The organism is Achromobacter xylosoxidans A8, from assembly GCF_000165835.1.
Lineage (GTDB): Bacteria > Pseudomonadota > Gammaproteobacteria > Burkholderiales > Burkholderiaceae_B > Achromobacter > Achromobacter xylosoxidans_B.
Map to the genome: position 1 here is coordinate 4,605,823 of NC_014640.1, position 25,423 is coordinate 4,631,245.

Sequence of the window (25,423 nt, forward strand, 5' to 3'; positions counted from 1 at the left end):
GGCGCGGCGCAGCACCTGCTGACCGGCGTACCGTGAACCCGACGCCGGCCGGCAACCCGCCTCAGGCGGCGCTGGCGGCGGTCGCCCGCTTTTGCCGCAGCAGGGACAGGGCCGTATCCTCGATCATGTCTTCCTGCCCGCCTATCATGCCGCGGCGCCCCATCTCGACCAGGATCTCGCGCGCCGGAACGCCGTACTTCTGTTCCGCCCGCTTGGCAAAGAGCAGGAACGAGCCATACACGCCGGCATAGCCCAGTGTCAATGCGTCGCGGTCGATGCGGATCGGGAAATCCATGATGGGGACCACCAGGTCTTCCGCCACGTCCTGGATCTTGAACACGTCGACGCCCGTCTGCGCACCCATCAGGTCCAGCACCGACACCAGCACTTCCAGAGGCGTGTTGCCCGCTCCCGCGCCCAGTCCGGCCGCGGCCGCATCGATGCGCCCCGCGCCAGCCTCGATGGCGGCGATGCTGTTGGCCACGCCCATGGCCAGGTTATGGTGGCCGTGGAACCCCAGTTCCGTCTCCGGCCGCAGCGCGCCGCGCACGGCTTCCAGGCGGGACTTGACCGTATGGGGCAACAGATGCCCGGCCGAATCCGTGATGTAGATGCAATTGGCGCCGTAGCCCTCCATCAGCTTGGCCTGCCGCACCAGCCCTTCCGGACTGTTCATGTGGCTCATCATCAGGAAGCCCACCGTGTCCATGCCCAGCTTGCGCGCCTCGGCGATATGCTGTTCGGCCGTGTCCGCCTCGGTGCAGTGCGTGGCCACCCGCAGGGTGTGCACGCCCAGCGCATGCGCGCGCCGCAGGTCCTCGACCGTGCCGATGCCCGGCAACAGCAAGGCGGACACCTTGGCCTGTTTCATGACCGGAACCACGGCCGACAGGTATTCCTCGTCCGAGTGCAAAGGGAAGCCATAGTTGACCGATGCGCCGCCAAGGCCGTCGCCGTGGGTGACTTCCAGCAGCGGCACGCCTGCATCGTCCAGGCCACGCGCAATCGAGACCATCTGATCCAGCGTGATCTGGTGACGCTTGGGATGCATGCCGTCGCGCAGCGTCATGTCGTGCAGTACGACTTTCTTGCCTTTCAATTCCATGGTCTTCATCTCCTAGTTTGCTGCCTGGGCGGCGGACGCCAGCATCTGCTCGGCGAACATTTCGGCGCTGCGCACGGCCGCCGCGGTCATGATGTCGAGATTCCCCGAATACTTGGGCAGGTAGTCGCCCAGGCCCTCGACCTCCAGGTAGACCGACACCCGGTTGCCGTCGAACACTGGTCCGTTGACCAGGCGATAGCCCGGCACGTACTTCTGCACTTCGGCGATCATGGCGTGCACGGACTCGGTGATGCGCGCCTGGTCCGGCTCGCTCTCGGTCAGGCAATGGACCGTATCGCGCATGATCATCGGCGGTTCCGCCGGATTGAGGATGATGATGGCCTTGCCCCGCTTGGCGCCGCCGATGCGTTCCACCGCGCCGGCCGTGGTGCGGGTGAACTCATCGATGTTCTTGCGCGTGCCCGGCCCCGCCGAGCGCGAGGACACCGTGGCCACGATCTCGCCATACGCCACCGGCTGCACGCGCGACACCGCATACACCATGGGAATGGTCGCCTGGCCGCCGCAGGTCACCATGTTGACGTTGTTCTCCTGCCGGCCCGCCAGATCCTTGAGGTTTACCGGCGGCACGCAGTAGGGGCCGATGGCGGCCGGCGTGAGGTCAATCACCTTGACGCCCAGCGCGGTGAGCTTGTCCGAGTTTTCCTTGTGCACATAGGCGCTGGTGGCGTCGAACGCGAAGCGGATGCCAGCCTCCTCCACGTGGGGAAGCAAGCCGTCCACGCCGTCGGCGGTGACCTCGAGGCCCATGTCCCGCGCGCGCTGCAACCCGTCTGATTCCGGATCGATGCCCACCATCCAGACCGGTTCCAGCACCGCACTGCGCTTCAGCTTGGCCAGCAAGTCGGTGCCGATATTGCCCGAGCCGATGATCGCGGCCCGCAGTTTTCCTGACATGCTTTACTCCTGGTTTGATAGAAAAAAAGAACGCGGACCCGCTAGTTGCCCATCAGGCTCAACGGCGCCAGCGAGAGCGCGGGCACGTATGTGATCGCCAGCAAGGTGACGATCATGGCCGCGATGAAGGCGAGGGAGCCGGCCGCGGCTTTCTCCAACGGAATGCCGCCGATGCGGGCGCCGACGAACAGATTCACGCCCACCGGCGGCGTCACCATGCCGATCGCCAGGTTGACGATGATCACGATGCCGAAATGCACCGGATCCACGCCGACCGCCATGACCACCGGCAGCAGGATGGGCGTGAGGATGATGATGGCCGCTATCGTCTCCATGAACATGCCAACGAACAGCAGCAGCGCGTTGATCAGCAGCAGGATGACGATGGGGTTGTCCGTCAGGTGCACGATGTAATCGGCGATCAGGAACGGAATGCGCTCGATCGCCAGCACGCGCCCGAAGATCGTGGCCGTGCCGACGATCACGATCACGGTGGCCGAGGTCAGCGCGGACCCGGCGATCACCTGGTACAGCCCCTTGAACGTCAGCTCCTTGTGCACGAAGGCGCCGACGACGAAGCCGTAGAGCACGCCGACCGCAGCCGCCTCCGTGGGCGTGAACACGCCGCCGTAGATGCCGCCCAGAATGATGACCGGCGCCAGCAGCGCCCACTTGGCATCCCACACCGCCGCCGCGATTTCGCGGCCGCTGTAGCGGCGGTCCACGCCGCGGTAGCCATGCTTGCGCGCGCTGACGTAGGCGACGATCATCAGACCCACGCCTATCAGCAGGCCGGGGATGATGCCGGCCAGGAACATCTTGGTGATCGACACATTGGCCGACACCGCATAGATGATCATCGGGATGCTGGGCGGAATGATGATGCCGATGCTGCCTGCGGCGGCGATCAAGCCGACGGAGTAGCCCTTGTCGTAGCCCTGCTGGGCCATGGCGGGCAGCATGATGCCGCCGATGGCCGCGACCGTGGCGGGCCCCGAACCGGAAATCGCGGCGAAGAACATGCAGGTGACGATGGCGATGATGGCCAGCCCGCCGGTATAGCGCCCGAACAGCACGTTACCCACATTGAGCAGGCGCCGCGACAGTCCGCCCTGCCCCATCAGGTCGCCGGCCAGGATGAAGAACGGCACCGCCATGAGGGGAAAGGAATCGATGGAGGTGACCAGGCCCTGCGCGATGTAGCTGCTGCTGACCTTGCCGCTGTAAAGCAACGCGACCGCGGAGGCCAGGCCCAGGGAAATGGCGATGGGAACGCTGAGTATCAGGAGCGCCAGGAAACTGCCGAACAGCAATAGCGAGATCATGCCCGGCTCCCTTGGCGCAATGCGCCCAGCTCGAGAAAAATACTCTGGATCAGCCGCAGGATGACCAGCCCGAAACCCACGGTAGGCGCCAGATAGATCACTCCCATGGGCAATCCCAGCGACGAAGAGGTCTGCCCGAACTTGAAGATCTTCAACGTCAGCGCGTAGCCTTCCTTCACCACCAGCGCGGCGAACACGATGAACAGCAGGTGCGACAGGACCACGAAGCAGGCCTTCAGGCGGCCCGGAAAGCGGGAAATCGCCGCCTCAACGCAGATATGCGCATTGCGCTTGACGGCGTAGCTCACGCCCAGGTAAGTGGCCCAGATGAAGCAATAGCGCGCCAGCTCTTCCGACCAGGCCAGCGAGCTGTCCATGACGTAGCGCATGAAGACCTGCGCGCAGATCAGCAGCGACATGGTCGACAGCAGGAGCACGATCAGCATCTCTTCCAGATGCTTGTCTAGAAATTTCCACATGGTGTCGTAGTTCCGAAGACAGCCGGCTCGCGGCGGGCAGCGGCCCGGCCGCGCCACCGCGCTTGCGGCTACCGGCTTGAACACGCGCGCCCGCCAGCGGCGCGGCGCGCGCAAGGATGAGGCGGCCTAGGCGCCGCGGGCGCTCAGCTACCCGCCTTGTTCACTTCAGCCACGATCCTGTCGACGATGGTGCCGCCCACCTTCTTCTTCACCATCTCCTGGATCGGCCCCATCTTGCCGGAGAACGCCGACAGTTCCTCGGGGGTCAAGGCGGTGAAGGTGACCGTCGTCATCGCGGCCTCGGCCTTCTCGTCGGCCTTCTGCGCCAGGTCGCGCTGGTACGCGGTGGTGTCCTTGACCGCCTGTTCGAGGATCTTCCTGTCGGCATCGCTGAAGCGGCCGTAGACGTCCGGATTGATCAGCAGGGGCCAGGGCGAATAGACATGGTTGGTCTTGGTGATGTACTTCTGCACCTCGTCGAACTTCATGTCGTAGAACAGGTTGATCGGGCCCTCCTGCGCGTCGAAGGTGCCCTGCTGCAGCGCAGTGAAGAGTTCGCCGAAGGCCAGCGGCGCCGGATTGGCGCCTTCGGCCTTCCATGCGGCGATGTGCACTTCGTTTTCCATGGTGCGCATCTTCATGCCGGCCAGGTCCGCGGGCGACTTGATGACCTTCTTGCTATTGGTCAGCTGGCGAAAGCCGTTCTCCCAGTACGCCAGGCCCTTGATCCCCACCTTGTCCAGGCTGCCGAGCAGCCCTTGCCCGATCTCGCCATCCAGCACGCGATAGACGCTGGCCCGGTCCTTGAACAGGAAGGGGATGTCCAGCGCGAAGAATTCCTTGTTGAAATTGCCCAGGACGGCGGACGACACGAAGGTCATGTCCACATTGCCCAACTGGATGCTTTCCACCAGTTCGCGCTCGCTACCCAGCTGGGAGTTCGGGAAGATCTCCATCGTGATACGGCCATCGGTCTTGGCCGCGAGTTCCTTGGCCAGATGTTCCAGAGCCAGGTGCCCGGTGTTGCTGGTGGACGCGGCATGGCCCGCCTTGAGCACGATCTTTTCCGCGGCGGCGGCATGGCCTGCGTAGCCGGCGGCCAACACGCCCAACCCGACCGCCATCGCCGCGGACCGGAACAGCTTTCTAGTGATACCCATCATCATTTCTTTGTCTCCAACAATGCGCTGTTCCCGTGGGAAACAGACCTTTCTTCTGCGGAAAATCAGCGGATCCAACTGCGCTGACGCGCGGCGGTTTCCTGGCCCTGGGCGCTCGGACGGACGCCGCAGGGCCGGTTGTGTGTGCCGTCGGCGCATTCTAGATTGATGCTAAACTTTTTTCAAACCCTGAGAACATCTCTCAACATATGAGAGATTATAAAAACGGCATTAGCGTGAAAGACACGTCAAAAGGAGTGATGCACATGAAGATTGCGGCGCCTGAAGCGGCATCGGTTCCGTGGAGCCCGGAGCAAATGCTGGCCGCGCTGCGGCGCGAACCTGGCATCGGCGAGGTGCTGACGGGCGCCGACATCGACGGCAAGCACCTGCATGACTGGAGCGACGAACAAGGCGGAACGCCGCTGGCATTGGCGCGTCCGCGCAGCACCGGCGAAGTCGCCTGCCTGCTCGCCTTGTGCCACGCCGCGAGTTTCCCGGTGGTGCCGCAAGGAGGCCTGACCGGCCTGGCGGGCGGCGCCGTGCCGGTGGAGCGCTGCGTGCTGGTTTCGTTGGAGCGCATGTCCGGCGTCGTCGAAATCGATGCGGCCTCGGCCACCATGACCGTGCTGGCCGGGACGCCGCTGCAGACCATCCAGGAGGCCGCCCAGGCAGCCGGATTCTTCTTCGCCCTGGACCTGGGCGCGCGCGGCTCGTGCCAGATCGGCGGCAACATCTCCACCAACGCCGGCGGCAACCGGGTCATACGCTATGGCATGGCGCGCGACCTGGTGCTGGGCCTGGAGGCCGTGCTGGCCGACGGCACCGTGCTTTCCATGATGAACAAGATGGTCAAGAACAACGCCGGCCCCGATCTGAAGCACTTGTTCATCGGCACCGAAGGCACGCTGGGTATCGTCACGCAGGCCGTGTTGCGCCTGCATCCCGGCGTATCGGGCGCCAACACGGCGCTGGTGGCCGCGCCCGACTTCGGGTCGGCCATCAAGCTGCTGCGGCATGCGCAGCAACGCCTGTCCGGACAGATCAGCGCATTCGAGGTGATGTGGCAGGACTACTACCAGGCGGCCACCACCGCCGGCGGCATCGCCGCGCCGCTGCCCGCCGTCCACCCCCTATACGTGTTGCTGGACCTGCAGGCGGCAGCCCCCGAGGAAGACGCAGCCAGGTTCGAAGCCGTGCTGGAGCATGCGCTTGCCGAAGGCTGGATCGCCGATGCAGCCATCGCGCAATCGCACGCCGATGCCGAGGCATTCTGGGCATTACGCGACTCCATCTCGGAGATGCTGAAGACCTATGCGCCCACCATCAACTTCGACGTATCCGCGCCCATTTCGCGCATCGAGGAATGCGTCGGGCGCATGAAAGAGGCGCTGGCGCGGGACTTCCCCTCGGTGCAGGCGATCTATTTCGGGCATGTGGGCGACGGCAATGTGCATATCGTGGTCGGCCCCTTGCCGGCTGACGGGCATCGCACGGAAAAGCAGATCGAAGCCGCGTTCTACGGCATCGTGCGCAGCCTGGAGGGCTCGGTCTCGGCCGAACACGGCATCGGGCTGCACAAGCGCCCATGGCTGCATTACAGCCGCAGCGAGGCGGAGCTGGCGCTGGTCCGCCAGCTCAAGCAGGCTTTGGATCCGCTAGGCATCATGAACCCCGGCAAGATCCTGGCCTAGACCTGTTCCCCTGGCCCGATCTTGCCGGCAGGCGCCCGAAGCGGCGCCCGCTGCTCAGCCCTGGCTGCTGCCAAGTTCCGCGCTGATCCTGCGCGCCGCTTCGCATACCACCGGCACCAGCGCGGCCATGCGCTTTTCATCCATGTATTCCAGGGTGCTGGAGACGCTGACGGCCGCGACCGTCTTGCGGCGACCGTCGCGGATGGGCGCCGCCACGCAGCGGATGGACGGTTCGTCCTCGCCCGTGTCATAGGCGTAGCCGGCCTGCGCGTAGTTGCGCATCAGCTTCAGCCATGCGGCTTTCGATACAGGCAGGCGCAGCAGATGGCGCTGATTCTCGTAGATGGCTTCCCACTCCTGCTCGCCGGCGTCGAGCAGCAAAGCCTTGCCTACCCCGGTGGAGATCAGCGGCTTGCTGCCGCCGATGCGCGAACTGATTTCGATCGCACGGCGGCTGGCGATCTTGTCCAGATAGATGACCAGCCCATGATCCATGGTCGCCAGGTGCACGGTATCGGATGTCTGGTCCGCGAGGCCTTGCAGGATGGGGCGCGCAATCTGCGTCAACTCCACTTCCGAATAGGCGTGGAAGCCCAGCTCCAGCAATTTCCTGCCCAGCATGTAGCCGCGCTGCGGATCGCGCTTCAGATAATTGCGCCGCGCCAGCGCCAGAACCATGCGATGCACCGTGCTGTAGGTCATGCCGGTGTGCTGCGCGATATCTCCCAGATCGCTGACCCCCGCGGCCACCGATTCGATGATGTCCAGGCCGCGCAGCAACGTCTGGCTGGCGGCCGGTTCGGGGCGCGCGGCCTTGTCCTTTTCCTTGGTCTTGGCCGTCTTGGAGGACATCTCTGCTTGCTTCACCTGTTTCACCATACCGCCGCGTGCATTGCGTGCCGCGCATCCAGTTCGCCCAAGACTCTTGATCCGATGATGCCTGAGTCCCGCCGACGGTATTCTACGGTATTGCGTATGGCGCAAGCGCCTGTGTTTCGGCGCGGATCGGCCTGTCCCTGTTGAAATGCGCGCCCCGGCTTTCATCGCGCGCGCTGGCCGCACGCACGATCAGATCCGCAACCAGGGCCAGGTTGCGCAGCTCCAGCAATTCCAGGCTCACTCCCTCACGCAACAGCCGCGCCTCCATCTCCACGCGCAGCGGTCCAATGAAGACGGCCGCGCGCGTGAGCGACGCGTCGCTGCGCAGCACGCCCACGTCCCGGCTCATCAGCTGGCGCAGGTCCCGCCGCAGCGTCGCCAGGTCCGCGGACGCCGGACTGGTCCTTCGGTCGGCGGCCTGCAAGCGGCTTGCCGCTGGCAAGAGGGCCTGCCCCAGGATGTCCTGCGCGGCAGCCCTGCCCATGACCACGCACTCCAGCAGCGAGTTGCTGGCCAGGCGGTTGGCGCCATGCAGTCCGGTGCAGGCCGCCTCGCCTACCGCATACAGGCCAGGCAGATCGCTGCGCCCCGCCATGTCCGCGACGATGCCGCCGCAGGTGTAATGCGCGGAGGGCGCCACTGGAATGGGATCTTTCGTGATGTCCAGGCCCAGCGCCAGGCACCGCGCATGGATGGTGGGAAAGTGCTCCCGCAGAAACGCCGGCGGCTGGTGGCTGATATCGAGGTGCACGCATTCCAACCCATGGCGTTCGATCTCGCTCTGGATGGCGCGGGCGACGATGTCGCGCGGCGCCAGTTCGGCACGCGGGTCGTGCGCCGGCATGAAGCGGGCGCCATCCGGCAGGCGCAGCACGCCGCCCTCGCCGCGCACGGCCTCGGAAATCAGGAAGCCGCCCGCCTGCGGGTGGTGCAGGCCGGTGGGATGGAACTGCGTGAATTCCATGTTGGCGACGCGGCAGCCCGCGCGCCAGGCCATGGCGATGCCGTCGCCGGTGGCCGCGGCCGGCGCGGTCGTCGTCTGGTACGCCTGCCCTGCACCGCCGCTGGCCAGCACCACATGGCCGGCGGCGGCGTCGAAAATCCGTCCGCTGCGCAGGTCCAGCAGTCGCACGCCCACGCAGCGCGCTTCCGCGGCGCCCGCGGCGTCGTCCAGGATCAGGTCCACTGCGCAATGCGCCTCCAGCAGCGTGATGCGCGGATGCCGCCGCGCACGCTCTTCCAGCGCTGCGATGATGGCGCTGCCGGTCGCGTCCGCCGCGTGCGCGATGCGGCGCAGGCCGTGCCCCCCCTCGCGCGTCAGGTGCAGTCCATCCAGCTCCGCTGTGAACGCCACGCCCTGCTGTTGCAGCCACGCGATCGCGCCGCATGCGCGGGCAATGATGCCCTGCGTGGCGGGCAGATCGCACAGGCCGGCGCCCGCGATCAGGGTGTCGCGCACGTGCGCCTCCACGCTGTCGTCCGCCGCCAGCGGCGCGGCGATGCCGCCCTGGGCCCGGTTGCTGGCGCTATCGCGCAATTCACCCTTGGATATCAGCGCGACCCGCCGCCGCGGAGCCAGTTCCAGCGCGGCGGCCATGCCGGCCAGCCCGCTGCCGATGATGATGACGTCGAATTCCATGAGCGGACCTCCCGTAGTCCTTATGCCGGCCCGATTCTGGCGTACAGCGGCGTGTCTTGCGCCAGGTCGCCGCTGGCCTGCACCCGGCGCTTGCGCCGTTCCGCGAAGTCCAGCATGCGGTCGATCGGCGCCTTGGCGCGCAGGCCCAGCGCCGGATCCAACCTGATTTCGTTGCGGCCGTGCTCCAGCGTCTCGGCCAGATTGGTCAAGGCATTCATGGCCATCCAGGGACATTGCGCGCAGCTCTTGCAGCTGGCGCTGTCGCCCGCCGTGGGCGCGGCCAGGAAGATCTTGCCGGGCGCCTGCGCCCGCATCTTGTGCAGGATGCCCTGGTCGGTCGCCACGATCAGCAGGCCGGTGTCGAACTTGCGCGCGGCCTCGATCAGCTGGGTGGTCGAGCCCACCACGTCCGCCTGCGCCAGCACCGCCGCGGGCGACTCCAGATGCGCCAGCACCTTGGCCTGCGGATGTTCGGCGCGCAGCAGCTCCAGTTCGACGCCCTTGAACTCGTCGTGCACCAGGCACGACCCCTGCCACAGCAGCATGTCGGCGCCGGTCTGGCGCTGCACATAGTCGCCCAGATGCCGGTCCGGCGCCCACAGGATTTTCTCGCCGCGCGCATGCAGGTCCGCGATCACGTCCAGCGCGATGGACGAGGTGACGACCCAGTCCGCGCGCGCCTTCACTTCGGCGCTGGTGTTGGCGTAGACCACCACCGTCCGGTCCGGATGGGCATCGCACCAGGCCGCGAAATCGGCGGCGGGACAGCCCAGATCCAGCGAACACGTGGCGTCCAGGTCCGGCATCAGGATGCGCTTGTCCGGGCTCAGGATCTTGGCCGTCTCGCCCATGAAGCGCACGCCAGCCACCACCAGCGTGCGGGCCTCGTGATCGCGCCCGAAGCGCGCCATCTCCAACGAATCGCCGACGCAGCCGCCGGTCTGTTCGGCCAGTTCCTGCAGTTCCGCATCGACGTAATAGTGGGCGACGAGCACGGCGCGTTCGCGCGCCAGCAGTTCGCGTATGCGCGCCGCGCAGGCTGCGCGCGCGGCGACAGGCAAGGGTTCGGGCACGCGCGCCCAGGCTTGGCCGACGGCGCTGGGGCAGCTGGGCGTGGCGGGCAGATCGAATTCGACGTACCGGCGGTTGGGGGTATCCATGGATGCGTCTCCTCGCGGAATTTTTATGCTCAATCTGAGCATTTAATGATCAAAAAAAGAGCACTGTTTATGCTAGTGTTGAGCATAAATAGTGTCAATCTCTTTTTTCAGCGCCGCTGCGCGCCCTGGCAGCGGCCCGGCCCCGCTCAGATAAAGATCGAGCCGCGCATATACAGCGCCGCCTGGCCGCTGATGATCACGCGGCCGTTGTCCAGCACCTCGCATTGCAGTTGGCCCTTGCGCGCCCCGCCCTGCTGCGCACTCAGGCTGCGCTTGCCCAGGCGCTGGGCCCAGTACGGCGCCAGCGAGGTATGCGCCGATCCGGTCACCGGATCCTCGTTCACGCCCACGCGCGGCCCGAACCAGCGCGTCACGAAATCGAATTGCGCCGACGGCGCCGTCACCGCCACGCCGCGCGTGTCGAAGGCCGCCAGCGCCGCGAAGTCCGGCTTCAAGGCATCGATCAGCGCTTCATCATCTATCACCACCAGATAGTCGTCCGTCTTGCAGAACGCCTGCGCGCCCGGCAGTCCGAGGGCCTGCAGCAAGCCCGCTGGAATTTCCTGCGATTCGGGCCGCTTGGCCGGGAAATCCATCGCCAGCCGGTCGCCGGCGCGGCGCACCTGCAATTCGCCGCTGCGCGTGGCGAAGCGCAGCACATCCTCGGTTGCGCCCAGTTGCTCGAACAGCACCCAGGCCGACGCCAGCGTGGCATGGCCGCACAAGTCCACCTCCACCGCGGGGGTGAACCAGCGCAGCTCGTAGACATCGCCCTTGCGCACGAAGTAGGCGGTTTCCGACAGATTGTTTTCTTCGGCGATGCGCTGCAGCGTTGCGTCCGGCAGCCACGCCTGCAGCGGCACCACCGCGGCGGGGTTGCCGCCGAAGGGAGCGGCGGTGAAAGCGTCTACCTGATAGATATCGAGTTGCGGCATGGCGGGTCCTGGTTGATGGCTGAGATTGCGCGTTGGAACGCAAGCCGGCATTTTCCTATGAAAATGCCGGCGCACATGCTCAAGCCGCGGCCGCTACACCGTGCGCACGAACAAGGCCCGCAGCTTGCTCCAGAAATCCCCTCCCAGCACGAAGAAGCTGGCGATCAGCATGAGGTCTCCGGCCAGTTGCGCCTGCCACAGATTGGGCCGCAAGCCCGGCCACATTTCGTCGATGTAGGGTTCCAGCACCGAGGTCAGGATGGGCAGGAAGAACATGACCAGGCCGATGGCATGGCGCACGCGGCCGACCTTCTGCACGGGAGCGAGTTTCTTGGCGTGGCCGAACACGATGGACTTCAGCCGCTGAAAACCTTCCTTGCCCATGACGGCAATACAGCTCAGCAGCAGCACCTTGTTGGCGATGAACACGGTGCCGGTGAGCGCCGCGATGCGCGAACCCGGCACGTCCATGTAACCCGCCACCGGGATCAGAAACCACAGAGCGAAGGCGATGATGAACAGTCCTATCCCGCATTTGAAGCGCCATCCCGCCGCGGGCGCGGGTTGGGCTGGTTCGTCTGGCAATGACATGGCTGCCTCCTGGTTCAAACGTCTTGAGGGACTGCGGTTGAAGGATTCTGTACAGGTGGCTGACTGCCTGGCGTACGGGCCCGGGGTTCGAGCAGGCGCAGCATCAGGCAGGCGTAGAGCGTGACGCCGATGAACAGGCCCATGCGCACCGCGAACGCGGTGTAGACGTCCTTGCCCGCGGCGCTGTCCTGCACCGATTGGCCCAGCAGGATGATCAGCGTCACCAGCGTGTTCAGCCAGAAGCTGGGCGGATGCGGGGTCGGACTCAGCCGATAGAGCTTGCGCGCGGCCACGAGGCCGAACAGCAGCATCCAGAGAAAGAACATCCACAGGTTCACGAACAGGCTCAGCGCGCACCAGAAAGCGACGGCCAACGCGCCGCCGAGCAGGGTCGAGCCCAGCAGTTCGCGCGCCGCGCCCTGCGCCGCCGTGACGCAGCTTTGCCGCCCCAGGCTGACCGACTTCAGGATGATGGGCATGTAGCCCAGCGGGTCGGTCAAGGCCAGCAGGAAAGCCGGCATCACCACGAGCGAAGCGCGCAGGGCCTTGCGGCTGGCCTCGTCCGGCGGCAGGATCGGAGCCGCTGGCGGCGCGGGCGCGGCCGACGGCTCGGGGAACAGCAGGTGGCAGCCGCCCAACGCCAGAACGGCGACCAGCAGGCCTTTGCCGAGCGCCTCGATCACCAGGGCGGCCAGCGCGAAGTCGACCGTGCCGGCGGCGGAAATCATGGTCAGGCCGATGATGAGGAAAGTCGACAGCAGGTTGTTGCCGCCGCGCAACCCATAGAGGAAGGCGTAATAGAGGCACAAGGCGATGAGCAGCACCCCGCTCAAGGGGTAGTAGCGCAGCAAGGGGCTCAGCAGCAGGCCGATCGCGGTCGTGAGCAGCGCCATCAGCATCAGGCCCAGCCCGCTCTTGAACGACAGGGGCCGGTTCATCGAAGCCAGCAACAACACGCCCAGCACCGGCGCGACCATGGGAATGGGCAGGTCCAGGCCGAAGCTGACGGCCGTGCAGAAAGCGGTGCCCACGCCCACACGCAGTGCGCGCCGGCCGCGGGGATCGGGATCAGTACGCATAGGAGAGCCAGCTCATCAGCCGCATGTACGCGCGGCCCAGCAGGTTGAGCGGATTGCCGGAACTGGGAAAGGCCATGACCTCGGCTTGCCCGCCCACGCGCACGCCACTCAGGGCCGGCAGATCGCCTGGATCGAATTCCACGATAACGGGAAAGCGCTGTGCCGGCCGCAGCCAGTCGCGGCTGTTCTGCACCGTGGGCAGGGAGCCCGGCGGCGTGCCCGGCCCCACGTTGACGCCATAGCCGACGCTGCGCACGCGGCCCTTGAAGATCTGTCCGGGCAATGCGTCCAGGATGATCGCCACCGGCGTGCCGGGCTCCACATGGCCCAGGTTGTTCTCCGTCATTTCCGCGCTGATCCAGACGTCATGGATGGCGATCAGCGTCATGACCGGGTTGCCGGCGGCGGCGAACTGTCCGGCATCGGTGCGCAGGTCGGTGATCAGTCCCGCCGAACGCGCCCGCACCTGCGTATTGGCCAAATCCAGCTCGGCCTTTTCCAGCGCGGCCGCGGCGCTGCGCAGCTTGGCGTTGTCTTCCTCGCTGCCGCCTTCCTGTTCGCGCGCGCGCTGCACTTCGGCCCGCGCCGCGGCGACCTGGCTGATGGCTTGCGCCAAATTCGCCCGCGCGATTTCCAGCCGCCGCAGCGAAACGGTGCCCTGATCCTCGCGATACAGGCGTTCGAGCCGGGTGCTGTCCTGGCGCGCCTTCAGTTCGTTGGCCTGCGCGGCGCGCAAGGAGGCCTGTGCCGAATCGATGCCCGCGGTGCTGGCGCCGATCTGCCTGCGCGTGGATTCCAGGTCGGCGCGGGCTCGGTCGACGGCGATGCGGTAGTGCTCGGGGTCGACGTCGAACAGCACCGCGCCGGCGTCGACGTCCTGGTTGTTGCGCACGTGCACCCGGGTCACGCGCCCCGAAACCTCCGACGCCACTGGCACGACAAAAGCCTGCACCCGCGCCTGCTGGGTGTATGGGGTGTAGCGGTCGGCCAGCAGATACCAGGCCAGGCTCAGGACGATGAACAGGACTGCCCATCGAACGCCCTTTTTCGCTGGGTCCGGCGCGGCCGCGGCGGCTGGCTTGGATGGCGAGTCACTCATCGGGTCGCACCTTTTGCGCGGACACGGCGGCGGCCGGGGCAGGCGCCGGTTCGGACAGCAGATCGCCCCAATCGGTGCGCTGCCGCATCTGTTCGCGGGTCGCCGGGTCGAGCACCGGCTCCGCGCTGTACCAGCCCCCGCCCATCGCCTTGTACAGGGCGATGAGGTCGCTTACCGCGCCGCCCCGGTTCACGACATAGGCGTCCTGCTGGACCGCCAGCGCCTGCTGCGCGTCCAGCACCCGCTGGAAATCGGTATAGCCCTCGCGATAGAGCGCGTTGGCCAGGGTGAGCGAGCGCCCCGCGGCCTGCGCCGACTGCTGCAGGATGCCGTCGCGCTCCAGGGCCTTGATCAGGCCGCTGGCCGCGTCGTCGGCCTCGCGCGCCGCCTGCCGGACGTCATCCTGGTAGGCCACGATCAGTTGCTGCAGCCGCGCGTCTTGAACGCGCACATTGTTCTGCAGGCGGCCATGGTCGAACACGTTCCAGCTGAGGGCGGGACCTGCCAGCAGCGCCATGCCGCCCGCCGTGCCGGCCAGCGACGTGGCGGACCAGGCAATGCTGCCCAGCAGGGTCAGCGAAGGATAGAGATCCGCCGCGGCCACGCCCACTTGCGCCGACTGCGCGGCGATGCGCAGTTCCGCGGCGCGGATGTCGGGACGGCGCAGCAGCAGGTTGGCGGGCACGTCCTGCAACACCGCCCGGCCGATCAGCGGCACGACCGCCGTCTTGTCATCCAGTTCCGGCATCGGGCCGGGCGGGCGGCCGACCAGGACCGCCAGGGCGTTGCGGGTCCGCAAGATCTGGCTTTCGAATTCGGGGATGGTGCCCAGGGTGCTCAGGTACTGCGTCCTGGCCTGCTGCAAATCCAGCTCATCGGTCTCGCCGCTGCGGAACAGTTTTTGCGTGATCTCGTAGCTGCGCTTCTGGATGCCGGCGTTGTCGCGGGCGATCCGCAGCCGCGCCTCGGCGGTGCGCAGCGCGTAGTAGCTTTCGGCCACCTGGGCGTGCAGCAGCACCAGCACGTCGTCGCGATTGGCCTGGGCCTCGAAGTACAGGGCGTCGGCCGACTCGATGGCGCGGCTGAACCGGCCCCAGAAATCCAATTCCCAGCCTATGTCGAAGCCGGCGCTGTATTGCCAGAAGCTGCTGGGACGCGGATTTCCTTCGGCCGAGCGCGATGACCGGTGCTGATACAGGGCGTTGGCCCCGACCACCTGCGATTGCGGGTAGCGGCCGCTCTGGGCGATGCCGAGTTGCGCGCGGGCTTCCATGATCCGCAGACCCGCGATGCGCAGGCCGGCGTTGTTCGCGTCGGCCTGCGCAATCAGGTATTCGAGGACCGGATCGCCGAAGACTTGCCACCACTGCCGGGCATCGGGCTGCAGCTGCTGGAGGCTGGCCTGCTGCAGCGCGGGCGTGTTCCAGTCCGCGGTCCAACTGGTGCGCGGGGGCTCGAAATCCGGCCCGACACGCATGCAGCCGCCCAGGCACAAAGTACCGATCAGCAACAGCCGATTCGAACAGGTCAGCGGCGACATCGGGTATCGGGTCCGTGTAGAGCCTAACCGCCATGGTCCACGACGCAACTCCGGCCTTGCCGGAGCGCGGTGTGCGAATTGATTCTATTGGCCTTTTCCGCTTCTCGCCAGAGGCGCATGTCGAAGCAAGAACTAGACAAAAAGCACTGCTGCCGCCTGCTTGTGTACAAAGGGCGACGGTCGGCGCTACAGTAAAAAATTCCAACGTTCCGCCCGTTTCCCCGCAGCATATTCTGGAGTGCCATCATGAACGCTCAGAAGAAGGCAGCAGCAGAGGACAAGCCGCCGGCGCAAGCCAAGCTTTCGGGAAAGCAGTACGCCGAGGAACTGGCCCGGCTGCACGTGGAACTGGTCAAGGTCCAGGAATGGGTCAGCCAGACCGGCGCCAAGGTCTGCATCATTTTCGAAGGACGCGACGGCGCCGGCAAAGGCGGAACGATCAAGGCGATCACCGAGCGCGTCAGTCCGCGCGTCTTCCGGGTGATCGCCCTGCCTGCCCCCTCGGATCGCGAAAAAACCCAGATGTACATGCAGCGCTACCTGCCCTACCTGCCGGCGGCGGGCGAGGTCGTGATCTTCGACCGCAGCTGGTACAACCGGGCCGGCGTCGAACGGGTCATGGGCTTCTGCACCAAGGATGACGTCAAGATCTTCCTGAAAGGCGTGCCGCTGGTCGAACGGGCCATCGTCGGCTCGGGCATCATCCTGCTCAAGTACTGGCTGGAAGTCAGCGAAGAAGAACAGACCCGCCGGCTGCAGGCCCGCATCACGGATGAGCGCAAGATCTGGAAGCTGACCAGGATGGACCTCGATTCGTACAGCCGCTGGTACGATTATTCGCGCGCCCGCGACGACATGTTCGCGGCCACCGACACCAGCGTGTCGCCCTGGTACGTCGCGCAATCGGACGACAAGAAAAAGGTACGCCTGAATATCATCAGCCACCTGCTCGCCCACATCCCGTACAAGCGCATGCCGCGGCCCAAGGTGAAGCTGCCCAAGCGGCAGAAAGCCGGCGGCTACCGCGATCCGGGGCATCCCTTGCGGATGGTTCCCGCCAAATTCTGAGCGGCGCGCTGCCCTCTCCCGCCCGTCAACACCCAAGGAGAACGATCTTGGCTGCCCTGCTGATCAACCACGTGGAAGAAAGCACCTCCGACGAAGACATCCGGAGCTTTCTCATGAAGTACGGTTTTCCGTCCTTCGACCGCATCCAGCGCGTACCGAGCGAGGGGGAGCGGCCGGCCGTCCTGGTGACGTTCGACGGCACCGGCCCCGAAGACCTGCGCGTGCTGGCGCCCCGCATACACCAGGTGTTCTGGAAGAACCACACGATCGCGGTGCTGGTCATGCGAGAGCCCATTGAATAAAGGGCCGCATCGCGCCGATCCAGATCGTGACCAGATGTGCTTTTTAAGGGTTTCCCCCAGGATTGCGGGTGTCGATTTCCGGTCAACTCGTACGTCGTGTCAGTACGCACAACTTTTTTCAAAGGCGGACTTACCATGACTACCGGAACCGTAACCCTGCATCGCGTCATGCGCGCGCCGGCCGAACGCATCTATCGGGCCTTCCTGGAACCCGACGCGATCGCGCGCTGGCTTCCTCCTTACGGCTACACCTGCCTGGTCCACCAACTGGACGCCAAGGTCGGCGGCATGCACAAGATGTCGTTCCGCAACTTCGGCACCGGCCACAGCCACAACTTCGGCGGCGAGTACCTGGAACTGGTGCCAAGCCAGAAGATCCGCTACTCCGACCAGTTCGACGATCCAAACCTGCCCGGCCGCATGCAGACCACCGTCACCCTACGCGAGGTCGCCTGCGGCACGGAGGTAAACATCGTGCAGGAGGGCATACCCGCCGCGATCCCGCCGGAGATGTGCTACCTGGGCTGGCAGGAGTCTCTGGCGCAACTGATGCGACTGGTCGAACCCGAGATTCCCGAGTGAGCGTCAGCGTGCCGCGAACCGGCTGGCCCGGCTTCACTTCTTTCTTGCAATGAACTGCACCACGCATGCCGGCCCCGTGTGGAATATGCCCTCGACCACATCGCGCTCGATCTCGCGCGCAAGCAGCACCTGGCAATTCGGGAAGTCCTGCTCCAGGTCCGCGAGCGCCATGAGCATGTCCGCGTCCGGAGGGCCGCCCGTGCCGCGGCCCAGCTGCGCCTTCCGGTATGCCTCCAGCAGGAGGATGCCGCCCGGCTTGAGCGAAAGTTCGGCCAGGCGGTGCACTCTCTTGCGCAAGCCGCTGGGCATGTGGGCGAAGATCGACACGACGGCGCCGAAGGATGCTGGCGGCGGCTCGTACCCGGCGAAGTCCGCCGTTTCGGTGCGGATCGACACGCCCTTTGCGGCCGCCAGCCTGCGCGCCTTGGCCAGCCCGACGGCGGAACCGTCCACGCCAAGCACGTCCAGGCCCAGCGAGGCCAGGAAAACGGCGTTGCGTCCCTCCCCTTCGGCCACGCTGAGCACCGGCCCGGAAAGCAGGCCCGCGTGCTCAGCCAGAAAGGCGTTCGGCTCGGTCCCATACACGTACTCGTCAACGGCGTAGCGTTCGTCCCACATATGCTTGCACTCCCTGAATGCTCGTCATGGCCCGCCGCCAGGAAGGGTTCCCGTCCGGTCCGCGCCAGAAAGCAGCCAGTCTTGCACTTCAAGTCGACTTGAGGTCAAGCAGATCACGCGGCCGGATTTCGCCCAATTGCGGGTCTATCGCCCCCCCATCGAAGGAGACCATGCATGGCAGAAAAGCCTCTTGCCAAAGCAACGAAAGCCGTCAAGAAAACCAGCTCGCAGCCTGTCCTGTTGTCCGGCGGCAATCCGCAGATCGCCAAGGGCTACGGCGACGCGCCGGTGCAGGCGTACATCGCGGCCATGCCGGGCTGGAAGAGCGGCCTCGGGCGCCGCCTGGACACACTGATCGAGCGCGCCGCGCCCGGCGTGCAGAAAGCCGTCAAGTGGAACTCGCCGCTGTATGGCATGGAAGGCCAAGGCTGGTTCCTGAGCGTTCACTGCTTTACCAAGTACGTGAAGGTGGCGTTCTTCCGCGGCGCAAAGCTGCAGCCCGTGCCGCCTGGGCCGTCCAAAAGCCAGGACACGCGCTATCTCGACATCCGCGAGGACGACGAGCTGGACGAAGCGCAGTTCATGGCCTGGGTGAAGCAGGCCAGCGCGCTCCCCGGCGAGCAGATGTGAAAGCGGCGGCCAGGGCCCTGTCCGCCACGGCCATTGCCGCGGGGCAGGACGCTAACGCCGGACCTGGCGCTTCTTCGCCGCCGCGGCGCGGGGCGTTGCCGCGTCCGACAGCAGGTCCTGCACCAGTTCTATGACCCGCTCCGCGGTTGGGGAAAGCGTGCGGCGCGCGCGATGGATGACGCTGTAGGTCAGCGGGCCGGCGGCGGGATAGGCCAGCGGCAGCGGTTCCAGCACGCCCTGCGCCAGTTCGGCCGCGATGGCCTCGCGCGTGCAGAACAGCACCACGTCGCTGCCCAGCGCCACGTCGCGCAGCGTGGCGACGCTGTCGCATTCGAAGGCGATGGGCAGGTCTTCCGGCCGCGCCACCTGGTACAGCCGGGCCAGGTACTCGCGCGCCCGCAGCGGCAGGTCGGTGGCGGCCAGGCGGTACTGCGCCAGCGCGGCGCGCAGGCGCGGCTTGCCCAGGCCCTGCAGCGGATGGCCGGCGCGGGTGAACAGGCCGCCGTGCTGCGGCGGCAAGGGCCGCACTGTGAAATCGCCGGGCGGCGGCAGGCTGTGCGTCACCGCCACGGCCAGATCCAGCTTGTCCTGCTGCAGCTTGTCCAGCAGGCGCTGCCAGCTTTCGATCTCGACGTGCACGCTCAGGCCGGGATGTTCGCGTGCGATGCGCACCAGCAGCGGCGACAGGAAGCCGGCCGCCGGAAACGCCCCCACGCCCAGGTTCACGCGGCCCGTGTCGTGGCCGCGTATCAGTTCGGCTTCGCGCCGCAGGTCGCGGGTTTCTCCCAGGATGCGCTGCGCGCGCTCCAGCACCATGCGGCCAGCCTGCGTCGGCGTCACGCCCGTGGACGCCCGGTCCACCAGCACCAGCCCCAGCGAGTCTTCCAGCGACTGGATGCTGCGCGTCAGCGCGGACTGCGTCAAATGCAGCCGCTGCGCCGCCCGGGAGTAGTGCTTTTCCTCGGCGAGCACGGCGTAGTGCTGGAGCGACCGTATTGTGAGGCTCATGTATTTTTCTCATCAATATTGGGCTAAATATGCATTTGATTGCGCGCAAACGCAAGACTACAAACGACTTGCCGCGACGGAAAAAATGCAGCACCGGCCGCCCTGTGGTGAACCTCATTCCAGAGCAATGCAAGACATTGCCTACCCCCAGGAGGAGACAACATGAACCGCAAGTCGTTTTTGAAGCTGTTGGGTAGCAGCGGGGCTGCGATGCTGGGCGCCCTGGCCTGTCTTTCGGCGGCTGCCGCCCCCGTCACCCAGGCGCCGCCCTGGCCCGGCGGCGGCAAGCCCATCCGCCTGGTGGTGCCGTTTCCGGCCGGATCCGGGTCGGACGCGCTGGCGCGCATGCTGGCAATGAAGGTCACGCAGCGCACCGGCGCGCCGGTCATCGTCGACAACAAGCCTGGCGCCGGCACCATGATAGGCGCGCAGGAAGTGGCCCGCGCCAACCCCGACGGCTACACCCTGCTCTACACCATCGTCGTCACCCACACGCAGAATCCGCATCTGTACAAGAAGCTGCCCTACGATCCGGTGAAGGACTTCACTCCGGTCATCCAGGTGGTGCGCTCGGCCACCGTGCTGGTCGCCAACAAGGACGCGCCGTTCTCGACCACGGCGCAGATGATCGACTACGCCCGGGCCAATCCCGGCAAGTTGAACTTCGCTTCCTACAGCCCCGGGTCCACCTCGCATCTGAACGGCGAGATCCTGAAGCAGCAGACCGGCATCGACATCGTGCACGTGCCCTACAAGGGCACCGCCGACGCCAGCCGCGCGCTGCTGGCGGGCGAGGTCCAGGTCTACTTCGACGGCACGGCCACCGCCGTGGAGAACGCACGCGCCGGCAAGGTCAAGCTGCTGGGCCCGGCCACCGACCGCCGCCTGAGCGTGCTGCCGGACCTGCCCACCCTGAAGGAGCAAGGCATACCCGGGCTGGACATCGTCGGCTGGCAGGGCATCTTCGGCCCTGGCGACATGCCACCGGCATTGGCCGAGCGCGTGGCCCAGGTGTTCCGCGAAGCGCTGGACACGCCCGAGGTGACTCAGAGCATCGTGTCGCAGGGCAACGAAGTCAGCGGCGCGGGCCCCAAGGAATTCGCGCAGATCGTCCAGCAGGACAGCGTGCGCTGGGGCGCCGTGATCAAGCGCATCGGCCTGGTCCTCCAGTAACTCCGCGCGTATCGAAAGGAGAGCGCAATGCATGATCTGGTCATACGCGGCGGCACGATCGTCGATGGCTCGGGCCAGCCCCGCTACCAGGCGGACCTGGCCATAGAAGACGGACGCGTGGTCCAGGCCGAAGGCAAGGCCGGCGCCGCGCGCCGCGAGATCCGCGCCGACGGCTGCCTGGTAGCGCCGGGCTGGGTCGACATCCACACCCACTACGACGGCCAGGCCACCTGGGACCCGTACCTCAGCCCTTCCACCTGGCATGGTGTCACCACCGCCATCATGGGCAATTGCGGCGTGGGCTTCGCCCCCGTCAAGCCGGAACGGCGCGAGTGGCTCATCAAGGTCATGGAGGGCGTGGAGGACATCCCCGGCTCGGTGCTGTCCGAAGGCATCCAGTGGGATTGGGAGACCTTTCCCGAATACCTGGATGCGCTGGACCGCCGCCCCAAGGCGCTGGACGTGGGCGCGCAGATCCCGCACAGCGCGGTGCGCGCCTATGTCATGGGCGAGCGCGCCATCCACCACGACGAAGCCTCGCCCGCCGACCTGATCGCCATGCGGGAAGTCGTGCGCGAAGCGCTGGCCGCGGGCGCGGTCGGGTTCTCCACCTCACGCACCTTTCTGCACAAGTACGACGAGCGCAAGTATCCGCCCGGCACCTTCGCCACCGGCGAAGAGATCACCGCCCTGGGCTCGGTCATGGGAGAAGTCGGCCATGGCGTATTCCAGATGACCGCCAACCATCCCGCCATGGAAGGCGAAATGCCCTGGCTGGAGCAGCTGGCGCGCCACAACCGCCTGCCCGTGCTGTTCAACCTGCAGCAGACCGACGGCGCGCCCGACGTCTGGAAGCAGATCGCCGCCAGCCTGGAGCGCGCGCACCGCGAAGGCGTGCCGCTGCTGGCAGGCATCAGCGGACGCCCGCTGGGCATACTGTTTTCCTGGCAGAGCACGCTGCACCCGTTCATCGCGCATCCCAGCTACCAGCCGCTGCATGCCCTGCCGCTGGCGGAGAAACTGGCCCATCTGCGCGACCCGGCCACGCGCAGCCGCATCATGAATGAACAGCGCGGCCTCTTGGACCGCCGCGCCGAAACGCTGTTCAGCAGCTTCCACAAGATCTACCGCCTGGGCAGCAATCCCGACTACGAGCCGCTGCCCGAGGAAAGCGTGGCCGCCATGGCGCAGCGCGACGGCCGCGCACCGCTGGAAATCGTGTACGACCTGATGCTGGAGAACGACGGCCAGGCCATCCTGTACTACCCGTCCTTCAACTATTCGTACGAGAACCTGGATCATCTGCACCAGCTCATGCAGCACCCCAACACCGTCAACAGCCTGTCCGACGGCGGTGCGCATTGCGGCTACATCTGCGACGTGAGCATGCCCACCTTCATGCTCAGCCACTGGACCCGCGACCGCCGCCGCGGCCCGCTGCTGGAGCTGGAACACGTGGTCAAGCGGCAGACGCGCGATACCGCCAGCGTGTACGGACTGCTGGACCGCGGTCTGCTGCAGCCCGGCTACAAGGCCGACGTCAACATCATAGATCCCGCTGCCGTGCGCGTGCATTGCCCGGAAATGGTGTTCGACCTGCCGGGCGGCGGCCGCCGCCTGATCCAGCGCGCCGACGGCTATGTGGCCACGCTGGTCAACGGCGTGCCCATCTTCGAGGGCGGCGCGGCCACGGGCGCGCTGCCGGGCAAGCTGTTGCGCGGGGCGCGCAGCCAGCAGGCATGAAGCACATGGGGCAGGCTTTCCGGCCGACCCTATGTGCCAGCCGGGCGCCAGTCCTCGAGGACTGAGTCCGCGGTCCCGCCACGCCTACACCACGCCGACCCGGATCACCCCGGCGATGGTCTGGGCCGCCTGCTGCAAGGCGGGCACCATGTCGGCCTCCAGCCGGTCGCCTTCCACTTCCGGCGCGGCCACCGATATCCCCACCGACAGCAGGCGCGAGCCCGCCTGCGGCACGGGCACGGCCACCGACACCTGGTTGCTGTCCGGATAGTCGAACCGGGTCCACTGGCCCGGCGCCAGGCGCAAACCGCCGGCCAGCGCGCTGGCCGGCGGCAGCACGCTGCCCACGCGCAGATTCATCACCACCAGACGGCGGCGCTCGGCCGGCGCCATGGCGCGGCCGATGATGATCACCCCCTCGGGATTGGCCTCGCCCAAATTGGAAGTTCCTGAATAGGCATCGGCCAGATTCTGCAGGATCTCCTGCACGGCATCCGTGACGCCCAGGCTTTCCATGGCCGCGAACCCCAGTTCGAAGACCTGCGGCGTGAGGCGCCAGCGGCTGTCTTCGCGCGCGGCGTAGCCCTCTTCTTCCAGCGTCTGCAGGAAGCGCAGCACGGTCGCGTGCGGCAGTTCGACGGCGCGCGCCAGCTCGGCCAGCGTGGGCCGGCCGTTGCCGCGGAAGGCCCGCATGATGGATAGACACCGCTGGATCGATCTATTATTCTTCAATCGTTCACCTGATAAACGTATTGATCACTAGGTGAACATTACACATAAACGACGCTCCCGGCAAGACCGGCGAGCCAGGGAAGGAGACATATCAATGAAACGCATCGCACTCGCCTTGGCGGCGGGTCTCGTGTTCTGTACGGGATCCGCCGCGGCGCAAGCAACGTGGCCTGCGCAGCCGGTCAAATGGATCGTGCCCTATCCGCCGGGCGGATCGACGGACATGCTGGCCCGGCTGGTCAGCCACAAGCTCGGTGAGCGGCTGGGCCAGCCCGTCATCGTCGAGAACAAGGCCGGGGCTGGCGGCAACATAGGCACCGATTTCGCCGTCAAACAGCCGGCCGACGGCTACACCATCGTGATGGGCAATATCGGCCCCATCTCGATCAACCCCGCGCTTTATCCGGACCTGCCGTACAAGCCGCAGCGGGACCTGGCGCCCGTCACGATGCTGATGAGCGTGCCCAACCTGCTGGTGGTCAATCCCTCGGTACCGGTGCGCTCGGTGCAGGAACTGATCGCCTACGCCAAAAAGTCGAAAGCGCCGCTGGACTACGCCACGCCCGGCGCGGGCACCTCGCTGCACCTGGCGGGCGAACTGTTCGCCTCGTCCGCGGGCGTGCGCCTGACCCACGTGCCCTACCGCGGCAGCGCGCCGGGTCTGAACGATACGGTGGCGGGCCACGTGCCCATGATGTTCGACAACATGCCCTCGGCGCTGCAACTGGTGAAGGCAGGCAAGCTGCGGGCGCTGGCGATCACCAGCACGGCGCGCTCGCCGCAGCTGCCCGACGTGCCGACCATGGCCGAGGCCGGCCTGCCGGGCTATGAGATCGCCGGCTGGTTCGGCGTGCTGGCGCCGGCCGCCACGCCCAAGCCCATCATCGAGCGCTTGAACAAGGAACTGCTGGCGGTGCTGGCCATGCCCGACGTGCGCGAACAGATAGACGCCATGGGCGGCATCATTTCAGCCGAGGGACCAGCAGACTTCGGCCGCTACATCGCGGCGGAAACCGATAAGTGGGGCGCGTTGGTCAGCAAGGCGCAGATCAAGCTTCAATAAGCAAGGAGACAAGCATGAGCACGTATCGCCATCTGGAAACCCAACCGATAGCTGGCGCACTGGGCGCCGAGATCCGCGGCATCGATCTGTCGCGGCCCTTGTCGGACGATCAATTCGACGACGTGCGCGCCGCGCTGCACGAGCATCTGGTGGTGTTTTTCCGCGACCAGCAGCTGACGCCGCAGCAGCACATCGATTTCAGTTCGCGCTTCGGCGAGCTGCTGGAAGTGCCGTTCGTGCGGGCACTGGACGGACACCCGACCATCCTGCCCGTGATGAAAGGCAAGTCGGAAACCACCCGGCGCCTGTTCGGCGGCCTGTGGCACACGGACATGAGCTACGCCGAGGAGCCGCCGCTGGGCTCGGCGCTATACGGCCGCGTCATACCGCCCTATGGCGGCGACACCATGTGGGCCAATATGTACCGCGCCTATGACGCCCTGTCGGACAAGCTGAAGCAGATCCTGGACGGGCTGGGCGCGGTGCACAGCGCGGTGCGCTCCTATGGCGCGGGCGGCGCGGTGGTGAACAACGGCGACCCAGCCCACAAGATGGACGTGCGCACCGACGACCGCGCCGCCAGCGAGGTGGTCCACCCCGTGGTGCGCGTGCACCCGGCCACGGGCAAGAAGGCGCTGTATGTGAACGGCACGTACACGCTGCGCTTTGACGGCATGACCCAGGAAGAAAGCGAACCCCTGCTGCAATTCCTGTACCGCCACGCGGCGCGGCCGGAATTCACCTGCCGCTTCCGCTGGACGCCGGGTTCGCTGGCGCTGTGGGACAACCGCTGCACCCAGCACCTGGCGATGAACGACTACGACGGCTTCGACCGCGAGATGCACCGCACCACGATCTCGGGCGACCGGCCGATCGCGGTCGCGCGCTAGGCTATCCGGAA

General features: G+C 66.4%; 25 protein-coding genes. 9 read left to right on the top strand and 16 right to left on the bottom strand.

Annotated features, from left to right (window positions below; genetic code table 11):
• Window positions 1-61: 61 nt before the first annotated feature.
• From dmpG to AXYL_RS21350, 5 genes are all read right to left on the bottom strand, one after another.
• Window positions 62-1,105 carry a 4-hydroxy-2-oxovalerate aldolase gene (gene dmpG / locus AXYL_RS21330; RefSeq protein ID WP_013394934.1) on the bottom strand — a complete coding sequence of 348 codons (1,044 nt, stop codon included), beginning with the start codon at window positions 1,103-1,105 and terminating at the stop codon, window positions 62-64.
• 12 nt (window positions 1,106-1,117) lie between these two features.
• The gene (locus AXYL_RS21335) at window positions 1,118-2,023 is read right to left on the bottom strand and encodes an acetaldehyde dehydrogenase (acetylating) (protein ID WP_013394935.1); all 906 of its coding nucleotides are present in this window, start codon (window positions 2,021-2,023) and stop codon (window positions 1,118-1,120) included.
• A 41-nt stretch (window positions 2,024-2,064) separates the two neighbouring features.
• Entirely contained in the window at window positions 2,065-3,348 is a 1,284-nt protein-coding gene (locus AXYL_RS21340) for a TRAP transporter large permease (RefSeq protein WP_013394936.1), read from the bottom strand.
• Window positions 3,345-3,827 (bottom strand): TRAP transporter small permease, encoded by a 483-nt coding sequence (locus tag AXYL_RS21345; protein WP_013394937.1) that lies wholly within the window; start codon window positions 3,825-3,827, stop codon window positions 3,345-3,347. Before AXYL_RS21345 ends, AXYL_RS21340 begins: the two co-directional genes overlap by 4 nt.
• Window positions 3,828-3,970: 143 nt before the next feature.
• Window positions 3,971-4,993, bottom strand: a complete 1,023-nt coding sequence (locus AXYL_RS21350) for a TRAP transporter substrate-binding protein (RefSeq protein ID WP_013394938.1) — start codon at window positions 4,991-4,993, stop codon at window positions 3,971-3,973.
• Window positions 4,994-5,253: 260 nt separating this feature from the next.
• Here AXYL_RS21350 and AXYL_RS21355 point away from each other — a divergent pair, with 260 nt between their 5' ends.
• Window positions 5,254-6,681 (top strand): FAD-binding oxidoreductase, encoded by a 1,428-nt coding sequence (locus AXYL_RS21355; RefSeq protein WP_013394939.1) that lies wholly within the window; start codon window positions 5,254-5,256, stop codon window positions 6,679-6,681.
• Between the two features lie 54 nt (window positions 6,682-6,735).
• On the opposite strand, the gene AXYL_RS21360 is transcribed toward AXYL_RS21355, so the two are convergent.
• The 8 genes from AXYL_RS21360 to AXYL_RS21395 form a co-directional block, all read right to left on the bottom strand.
• A complete protein-coding gene (locus AXYL_RS21360; RefSeq protein WP_041655857.1) occupies window positions 6,736-7,533 on the bottom strand; it encodes an IclR family transcriptional regulator in 798 nt (265 codons plus the stop codon).
• 109 nt (window positions 7,534-7,642) lie between these two features.
• Complete coding sequence (nadB, locus tag AXYL_RS21365; protein ID WP_013394941.1) at window positions 7,643-9,199, bottom strand: L-aspartate oxidase; 1,557 nt, start codon at window positions 9,197-9,199, stop codon at window positions 7,643-7,645.
• Between the two features lie 20 nt (window positions 9,200-9,219).
• Window positions 9,220-10,359, bottom strand: a complete 1,140-nt coding sequence (gene nadA, locus AXYL_RS21370) for a quinolinate synthase NadA (RefSeq protein ID WP_013394942.1) — start codon at window positions 10,357-10,359, stop codon at window positions 9,220-9,222.
• A 146-nt stretch (window positions 10,360-10,505) separates the two neighbouring features.
• Window positions 10,506-11,294, bottom strand: coding sequence for a PhzF family phenazine biosynthesis protein (locus tag AXYL_RS21375; RefSeq protein ID WP_013394943.1), 789 nt, complete (start codon window positions 11,292-11,294; stop codon window positions 10,506-10,508).
• A 93-nt stretch (window positions 11,295-11,387) separates the two neighbouring features.
• Window positions 11,388-11,885: a transporter suffix domain-containing protein gene (locus AXYL_RS21380; RefSeq protein ID WP_013394944.1), complete on the bottom strand. Its 498-nt coding sequence runs from the start codon at window positions 11,883-11,885 to the stop codon at window positions 11,388-11,390.
• 14 nt (window positions 11,886-11,899) lie between these two features.
• A complete protein-coding gene (locus AXYL_RS21385) occupies window positions 11,900-12,964 on the bottom strand; it encodes a DUF2955 domain-containing protein (RefSeq protein ID WP_013394945.1) in 1,065 nt (354 codons plus the stop codon).
• Window positions 12,954-14,063 carry an HlyD family secretion protein gene (locus tag AXYL_RS21390; protein WP_013394946.1) on the bottom strand — a complete coding sequence of 370 codons (1,110 nt, stop codon included), beginning with the start codon at window positions 14,061-14,063 and terminating at the stop codon, window positions 12,954-12,956. Before AXYL_RS21390 ends, AXYL_RS21385 begins: the two co-directional genes overlap by 11 nt.
• Entirely contained in the window at window positions 14,056-15,603 is a 1,548-nt protein-coding gene (locus AXYL_RS21395; RefSeq protein WP_013394947.1) for an efflux transporter outer membrane subunit, read from the bottom strand. The genes AXYL_RS21390 and AXYL_RS21395 overlap by 8 nt, the downstream gene beginning before the upstream one ends.
• A gap of 246 nt (window positions 15,604-15,849) precedes the next feature.
• Here AXYL_RS21395 and ppk2 point away from each other — a divergent pair, with 246 nt between their 5' ends.
• The 3 genes from ppk2 (at window position 15,850) to AXYL_RS21410 (ending at window position 17,555) form a co-directional block, all read left to right on the top strand.
• On the top strand, window positions 15,850-16,671 hold the full coding sequence (gene ppk2 / locus AXYL_RS21400) for a polyphosphate kinase 2 (protein WP_013394948.1): 822 nt from the start codon (window positions 15,850-15,852) through the stop codon (window positions 16,669-16,671).
• Between the two features lie 47 nt (window positions 16,672-16,718).
• Complete coding sequence (locus AXYL_RS21405; protein WP_013394949.1) at window positions 16,719-16,973, top strand: hypothetical protein; 255 nt, start codon at window positions 16,719-16,721, stop codon at window positions 16,971-16,973.
• 135 nt (window positions 16,974-17,108) lie between these two features.
• Window positions 17,109-17,555 (top strand): SRPBCC family protein, encoded by a 447-nt coding sequence (locus AXYL_RS21410; RefSeq protein WP_013394950.1) that lies wholly within the window; start codon window positions 17,109-17,111, stop codon window positions 17,553-17,555.
• Between the two features lie 33 nt (window positions 17,556-17,588).
• Here AXYL_RS21410 and AXYL_RS21415 read toward each other — a convergent pair whose 3' ends face one another.
• Window positions 17,589-18,173, bottom strand: coding sequence for an SAM-dependent methyltransferase (locus AXYL_RS21415; RefSeq protein WP_013394951.1), 585 nt, complete (start codon window positions 18,171-18,173; stop codon window positions 17,589-17,591).
• 174 nt (window positions 18,174-18,347) lie between these two features.
• Here AXYL_RS21415 and AXYL_RS21420 point away from each other — a divergent pair, with 174 nt between their 5' ends.
• Window positions 18,348-18,803: a DUF1801 domain-containing protein gene (locus AXYL_RS21420; RefSeq protein ID WP_013394952.1), complete on the top strand. Its 456-nt coding sequence runs from the start codon at window positions 18,348-18,350 to the stop codon at window positions 18,801-18,803.
• Between the two features lie 51 nt (window positions 18,804-18,854).
• Here the strand turns inward: AXYL_RS21420 and AXYL_RS21425 are convergent, their stop codons facing one another.
• Entirely contained in the window at window positions 18,855-19,811 is a 957-nt protein-coding gene (locus AXYL_RS21425; protein WP_013394953.1) for a LysR family transcriptional regulator, read from the bottom strand.
• 162 nt (window positions 19,812-19,973) lie between these two features.
• On the opposite strand from AXYL_RS21425, the gene AXYL_RS21430 reads away from it, so the two are divergent.
• The gene (locus AXYL_RS21430; RefSeq protein WP_013394954.1) at window positions 19,974-20,984 is read left to right on the top strand and encodes a Bug family tripartite tricarboxylate transporter substrate binding protein; all 1,011 of its coding nucleotides are present in this window, start codon (window positions 19,974-19,976) and stop codon (window positions 20,982-20,984) included.
• A 27-nt stretch (window positions 20,985-21,011) separates the two neighbouring features.
• Window positions 21,012-22,727 carry an N-acyl-D-amino-acid deacylase family protein gene (locus AXYL_RS21435; RefSeq protein ID WP_013394955.1) on the top strand — a complete coding sequence of 572 codons (1,716 nt, stop codon included), beginning with the start codon at window positions 21,012-21,014 and terminating at the stop codon, window positions 22,725-22,727.
• An 84-nt stretch (window positions 22,728-22,811) separates the two neighbouring features.
• Here AXYL_RS21435 and AXYL_RS21440 read toward each other — a convergent pair whose 3' ends face one another.
• A complete protein-coding gene (locus tag AXYL_RS21440; protein WP_041654055.1) occupies window positions 22,812-23,459 on the bottom strand; it encodes an IclR family transcriptional regulator in 648 nt (215 codons plus the stop codon).
• 94 nt (window positions 23,460-23,553) lie between these two features.
• On the opposite strand from AXYL_RS21440, the gene AXYL_RS21445 reads away from it, so the two are divergent.
• Window positions 23,554-24,522 (top strand): Bug family tripartite tricarboxylate transporter substrate binding protein, encoded by a 969-nt coding sequence (locus AXYL_RS21445; protein ID WP_013394957.1) that lies wholly within the window; start codon window positions 23,554-23,556, stop codon window positions 24,520-24,522.
• A gap of 14 nt (window positions 24,523-24,536) precedes the next feature.
• Window positions 24,537-25,412: a TauD/TfdA dioxygenase family protein gene (locus AXYL_RS21450; RefSeq protein WP_013394958.1), complete on the top strand. Its 876-nt coding sequence runs from the start codon at window positions 24,537-24,539 to the stop codon at window positions 25,410-25,412.
• Window positions 25,413-25,423 lie beyond the last annotated feature (11 nt).

What these genes read in the sequence shown, in the direction of transcription:
- AXYL_RS21430 (WP_013394954.1), top strand. Translation starts at nt 19,974, where the DNA reads ATGAACCGCAAGTCGTTTTTGAAGCTGTTGGGTAGCAGCGGGGCTGCG.
- AXYL_RS21380 (WP_013394944.1), bottom strand. Translation starts at nt 11,885, where the DNA reads ATGTCATTGCCAGACGAACCAGCCCAACCCGCGCCCGCGGCGGGATGG.
- AXYL_RS21390 (WP_013394946.1), bottom strand. Translation starts at nt 14,063, where the DNA reads ATGAGTGACTCGCCATCCAAGCCAGCCGCCGCGGCCGCGCCGGACCCA.
- AXYL_RS21415 (WP_013394951.1), bottom strand. Translation starts at nt 18,173, where the DNA reads ATGTGGGACGAACGCTACGCCGTTGACGAGTACGTGTATGGGACCGAG.
- AXYL_RS21360 (WP_041655857.1), bottom strand. Translation starts at nt 7,533, where the DNA reads ATGTCCTCCAAGACGGCCAAGACCAAGGAAAAGGACAAGGCCGCGCGC.
- AXYL_RS21385 (WP_013394945.1), bottom strand. Translation starts at nt 12,964, where the DNA reads ATGCGTACTGATCCCGATCCCCGCGGCCGGCGCGCACTGCGTGTGGGC.
- ppk2 (WP_013394948.1), top strand. Translation starts at nt 15,850, where the DNA reads ATGAACGCTCAGAAGAAGGCAGCAGCAGAGGACAAGCCGCCGGCGCAA.
- AXYL_RS21410 (WP_013394950.1), top strand. Translation starts at nt 17,109, where the DNA reads ATGACTACCGGAACCGTAACCCTGCATCGCGTCATGCGCGCGCCGGCC.
- AXYL_RS21420 (WP_013394952.1), top strand. Translation starts at nt 18,348, where the DNA reads ATGGCAGAAAAGCCTCTTGCCAAAGCAACGAAAGCCGTCAAGAAAACC.
- AXYL_RS21375 (WP_013394943.1), bottom strand. Translation starts at nt 11,294, where the DNA reads ATGCCGCAACTCGATATCTATCAGGTAGACGCTTTCACCGCCGCTCCC.
- AXYL_RS21340 (WP_013394936.1), bottom strand. Translation starts at nt 3,348, where the DNA reads ATGATCTCGCTATTGCTGTTCGGCAGTTTCCTGGCGCTCCTGATACTC.
- AXYL_RS21335 (WP_013394935.1), bottom strand. Translation starts at nt 2,023, where the DNA reads ATGTCAGGAAAACTGCGGGCCGCGATCATCGGCTCGGGCAATATCGGC.
- AXYL_RS21355 (WP_013394939.1), top strand. Translation starts at nt 5,254, where the DNA reads ATGAAGATTGCGGCGCCTGAAGCGGCATCGGTTCCGTGGAGCCCGGAG.
- AXYL_RS21450 (WP_013394958.1), top strand. Translation starts at nt 24,537, where the DNA reads ATGAGCACGTATCGCCATCTGGAAACCCAACCGATAGCTGGCGCACTG.
- AXYL_RS21445 (WP_013394957.1), top strand. Translation starts at nt 23,554, where the DNA reads ATGAAACGCATCGCACTCGCCTTGGCGGCGGGTCTCGTGTTCTGTACG.
- AXYL_RS21435 (WP_013394955.1), top strand. Translation starts at nt 21,012, where the DNA reads ATGCATGATCTGGTCATACGCGGCGGCACGATCGTCGATGGCTCGGGC.
- nadA (WP_013394942.1), bottom strand. Translation starts at nt 10,359, where the DNA reads ATGGATACCCCCAACCGCCGGTACGTCGAATTCGATCTGCCCGCCACG.
- nadB (WP_013394941.1), bottom strand. Translation starts at nt 9,199, where the DNA reads ATGGAATTCGACGTCATCATCATCGGCAGCGGGCTGGCCGGCATGGCC.
- AXYL_RS21425 (WP_013394953.1), bottom strand. Translation starts at nt 19,811, where the DNA reads ATGAGCCTCACAATACGGTCGCTCCAGCACTACGCCGTGCTCGCCGAG.
- AXYL_RS21350 (WP_013394938.1), bottom strand. Translation starts at nt 4,993, where the DNA reads ATGATGATGGGTATCACTAGAAAGCTGTTCCGGTCCGCGGCGATGGCG.
- dmpG (WP_013394934.1), bottom strand. Translation starts at nt 1,105, where the DNA reads ATGGAATTGAAAGGCAAGAAAGTCGTACTGCACGACATGACGCTGCGC.
- AXYL_RS21345 (WP_013394937.1), bottom strand. Translation starts at nt 3,827, where the DNA reads ATGTGGAAATTTCTAGACAAGCATCTGGAAGAGATGCTGATCGTGCTC.
- AXYL_RS21395 (WP_013394947.1), bottom strand. Translation starts at nt 15,603, where the DNA reads ATGTCGCCGCTGACCTGTTCGAATCGGCTGTTGCTGATCGGTACTTTG.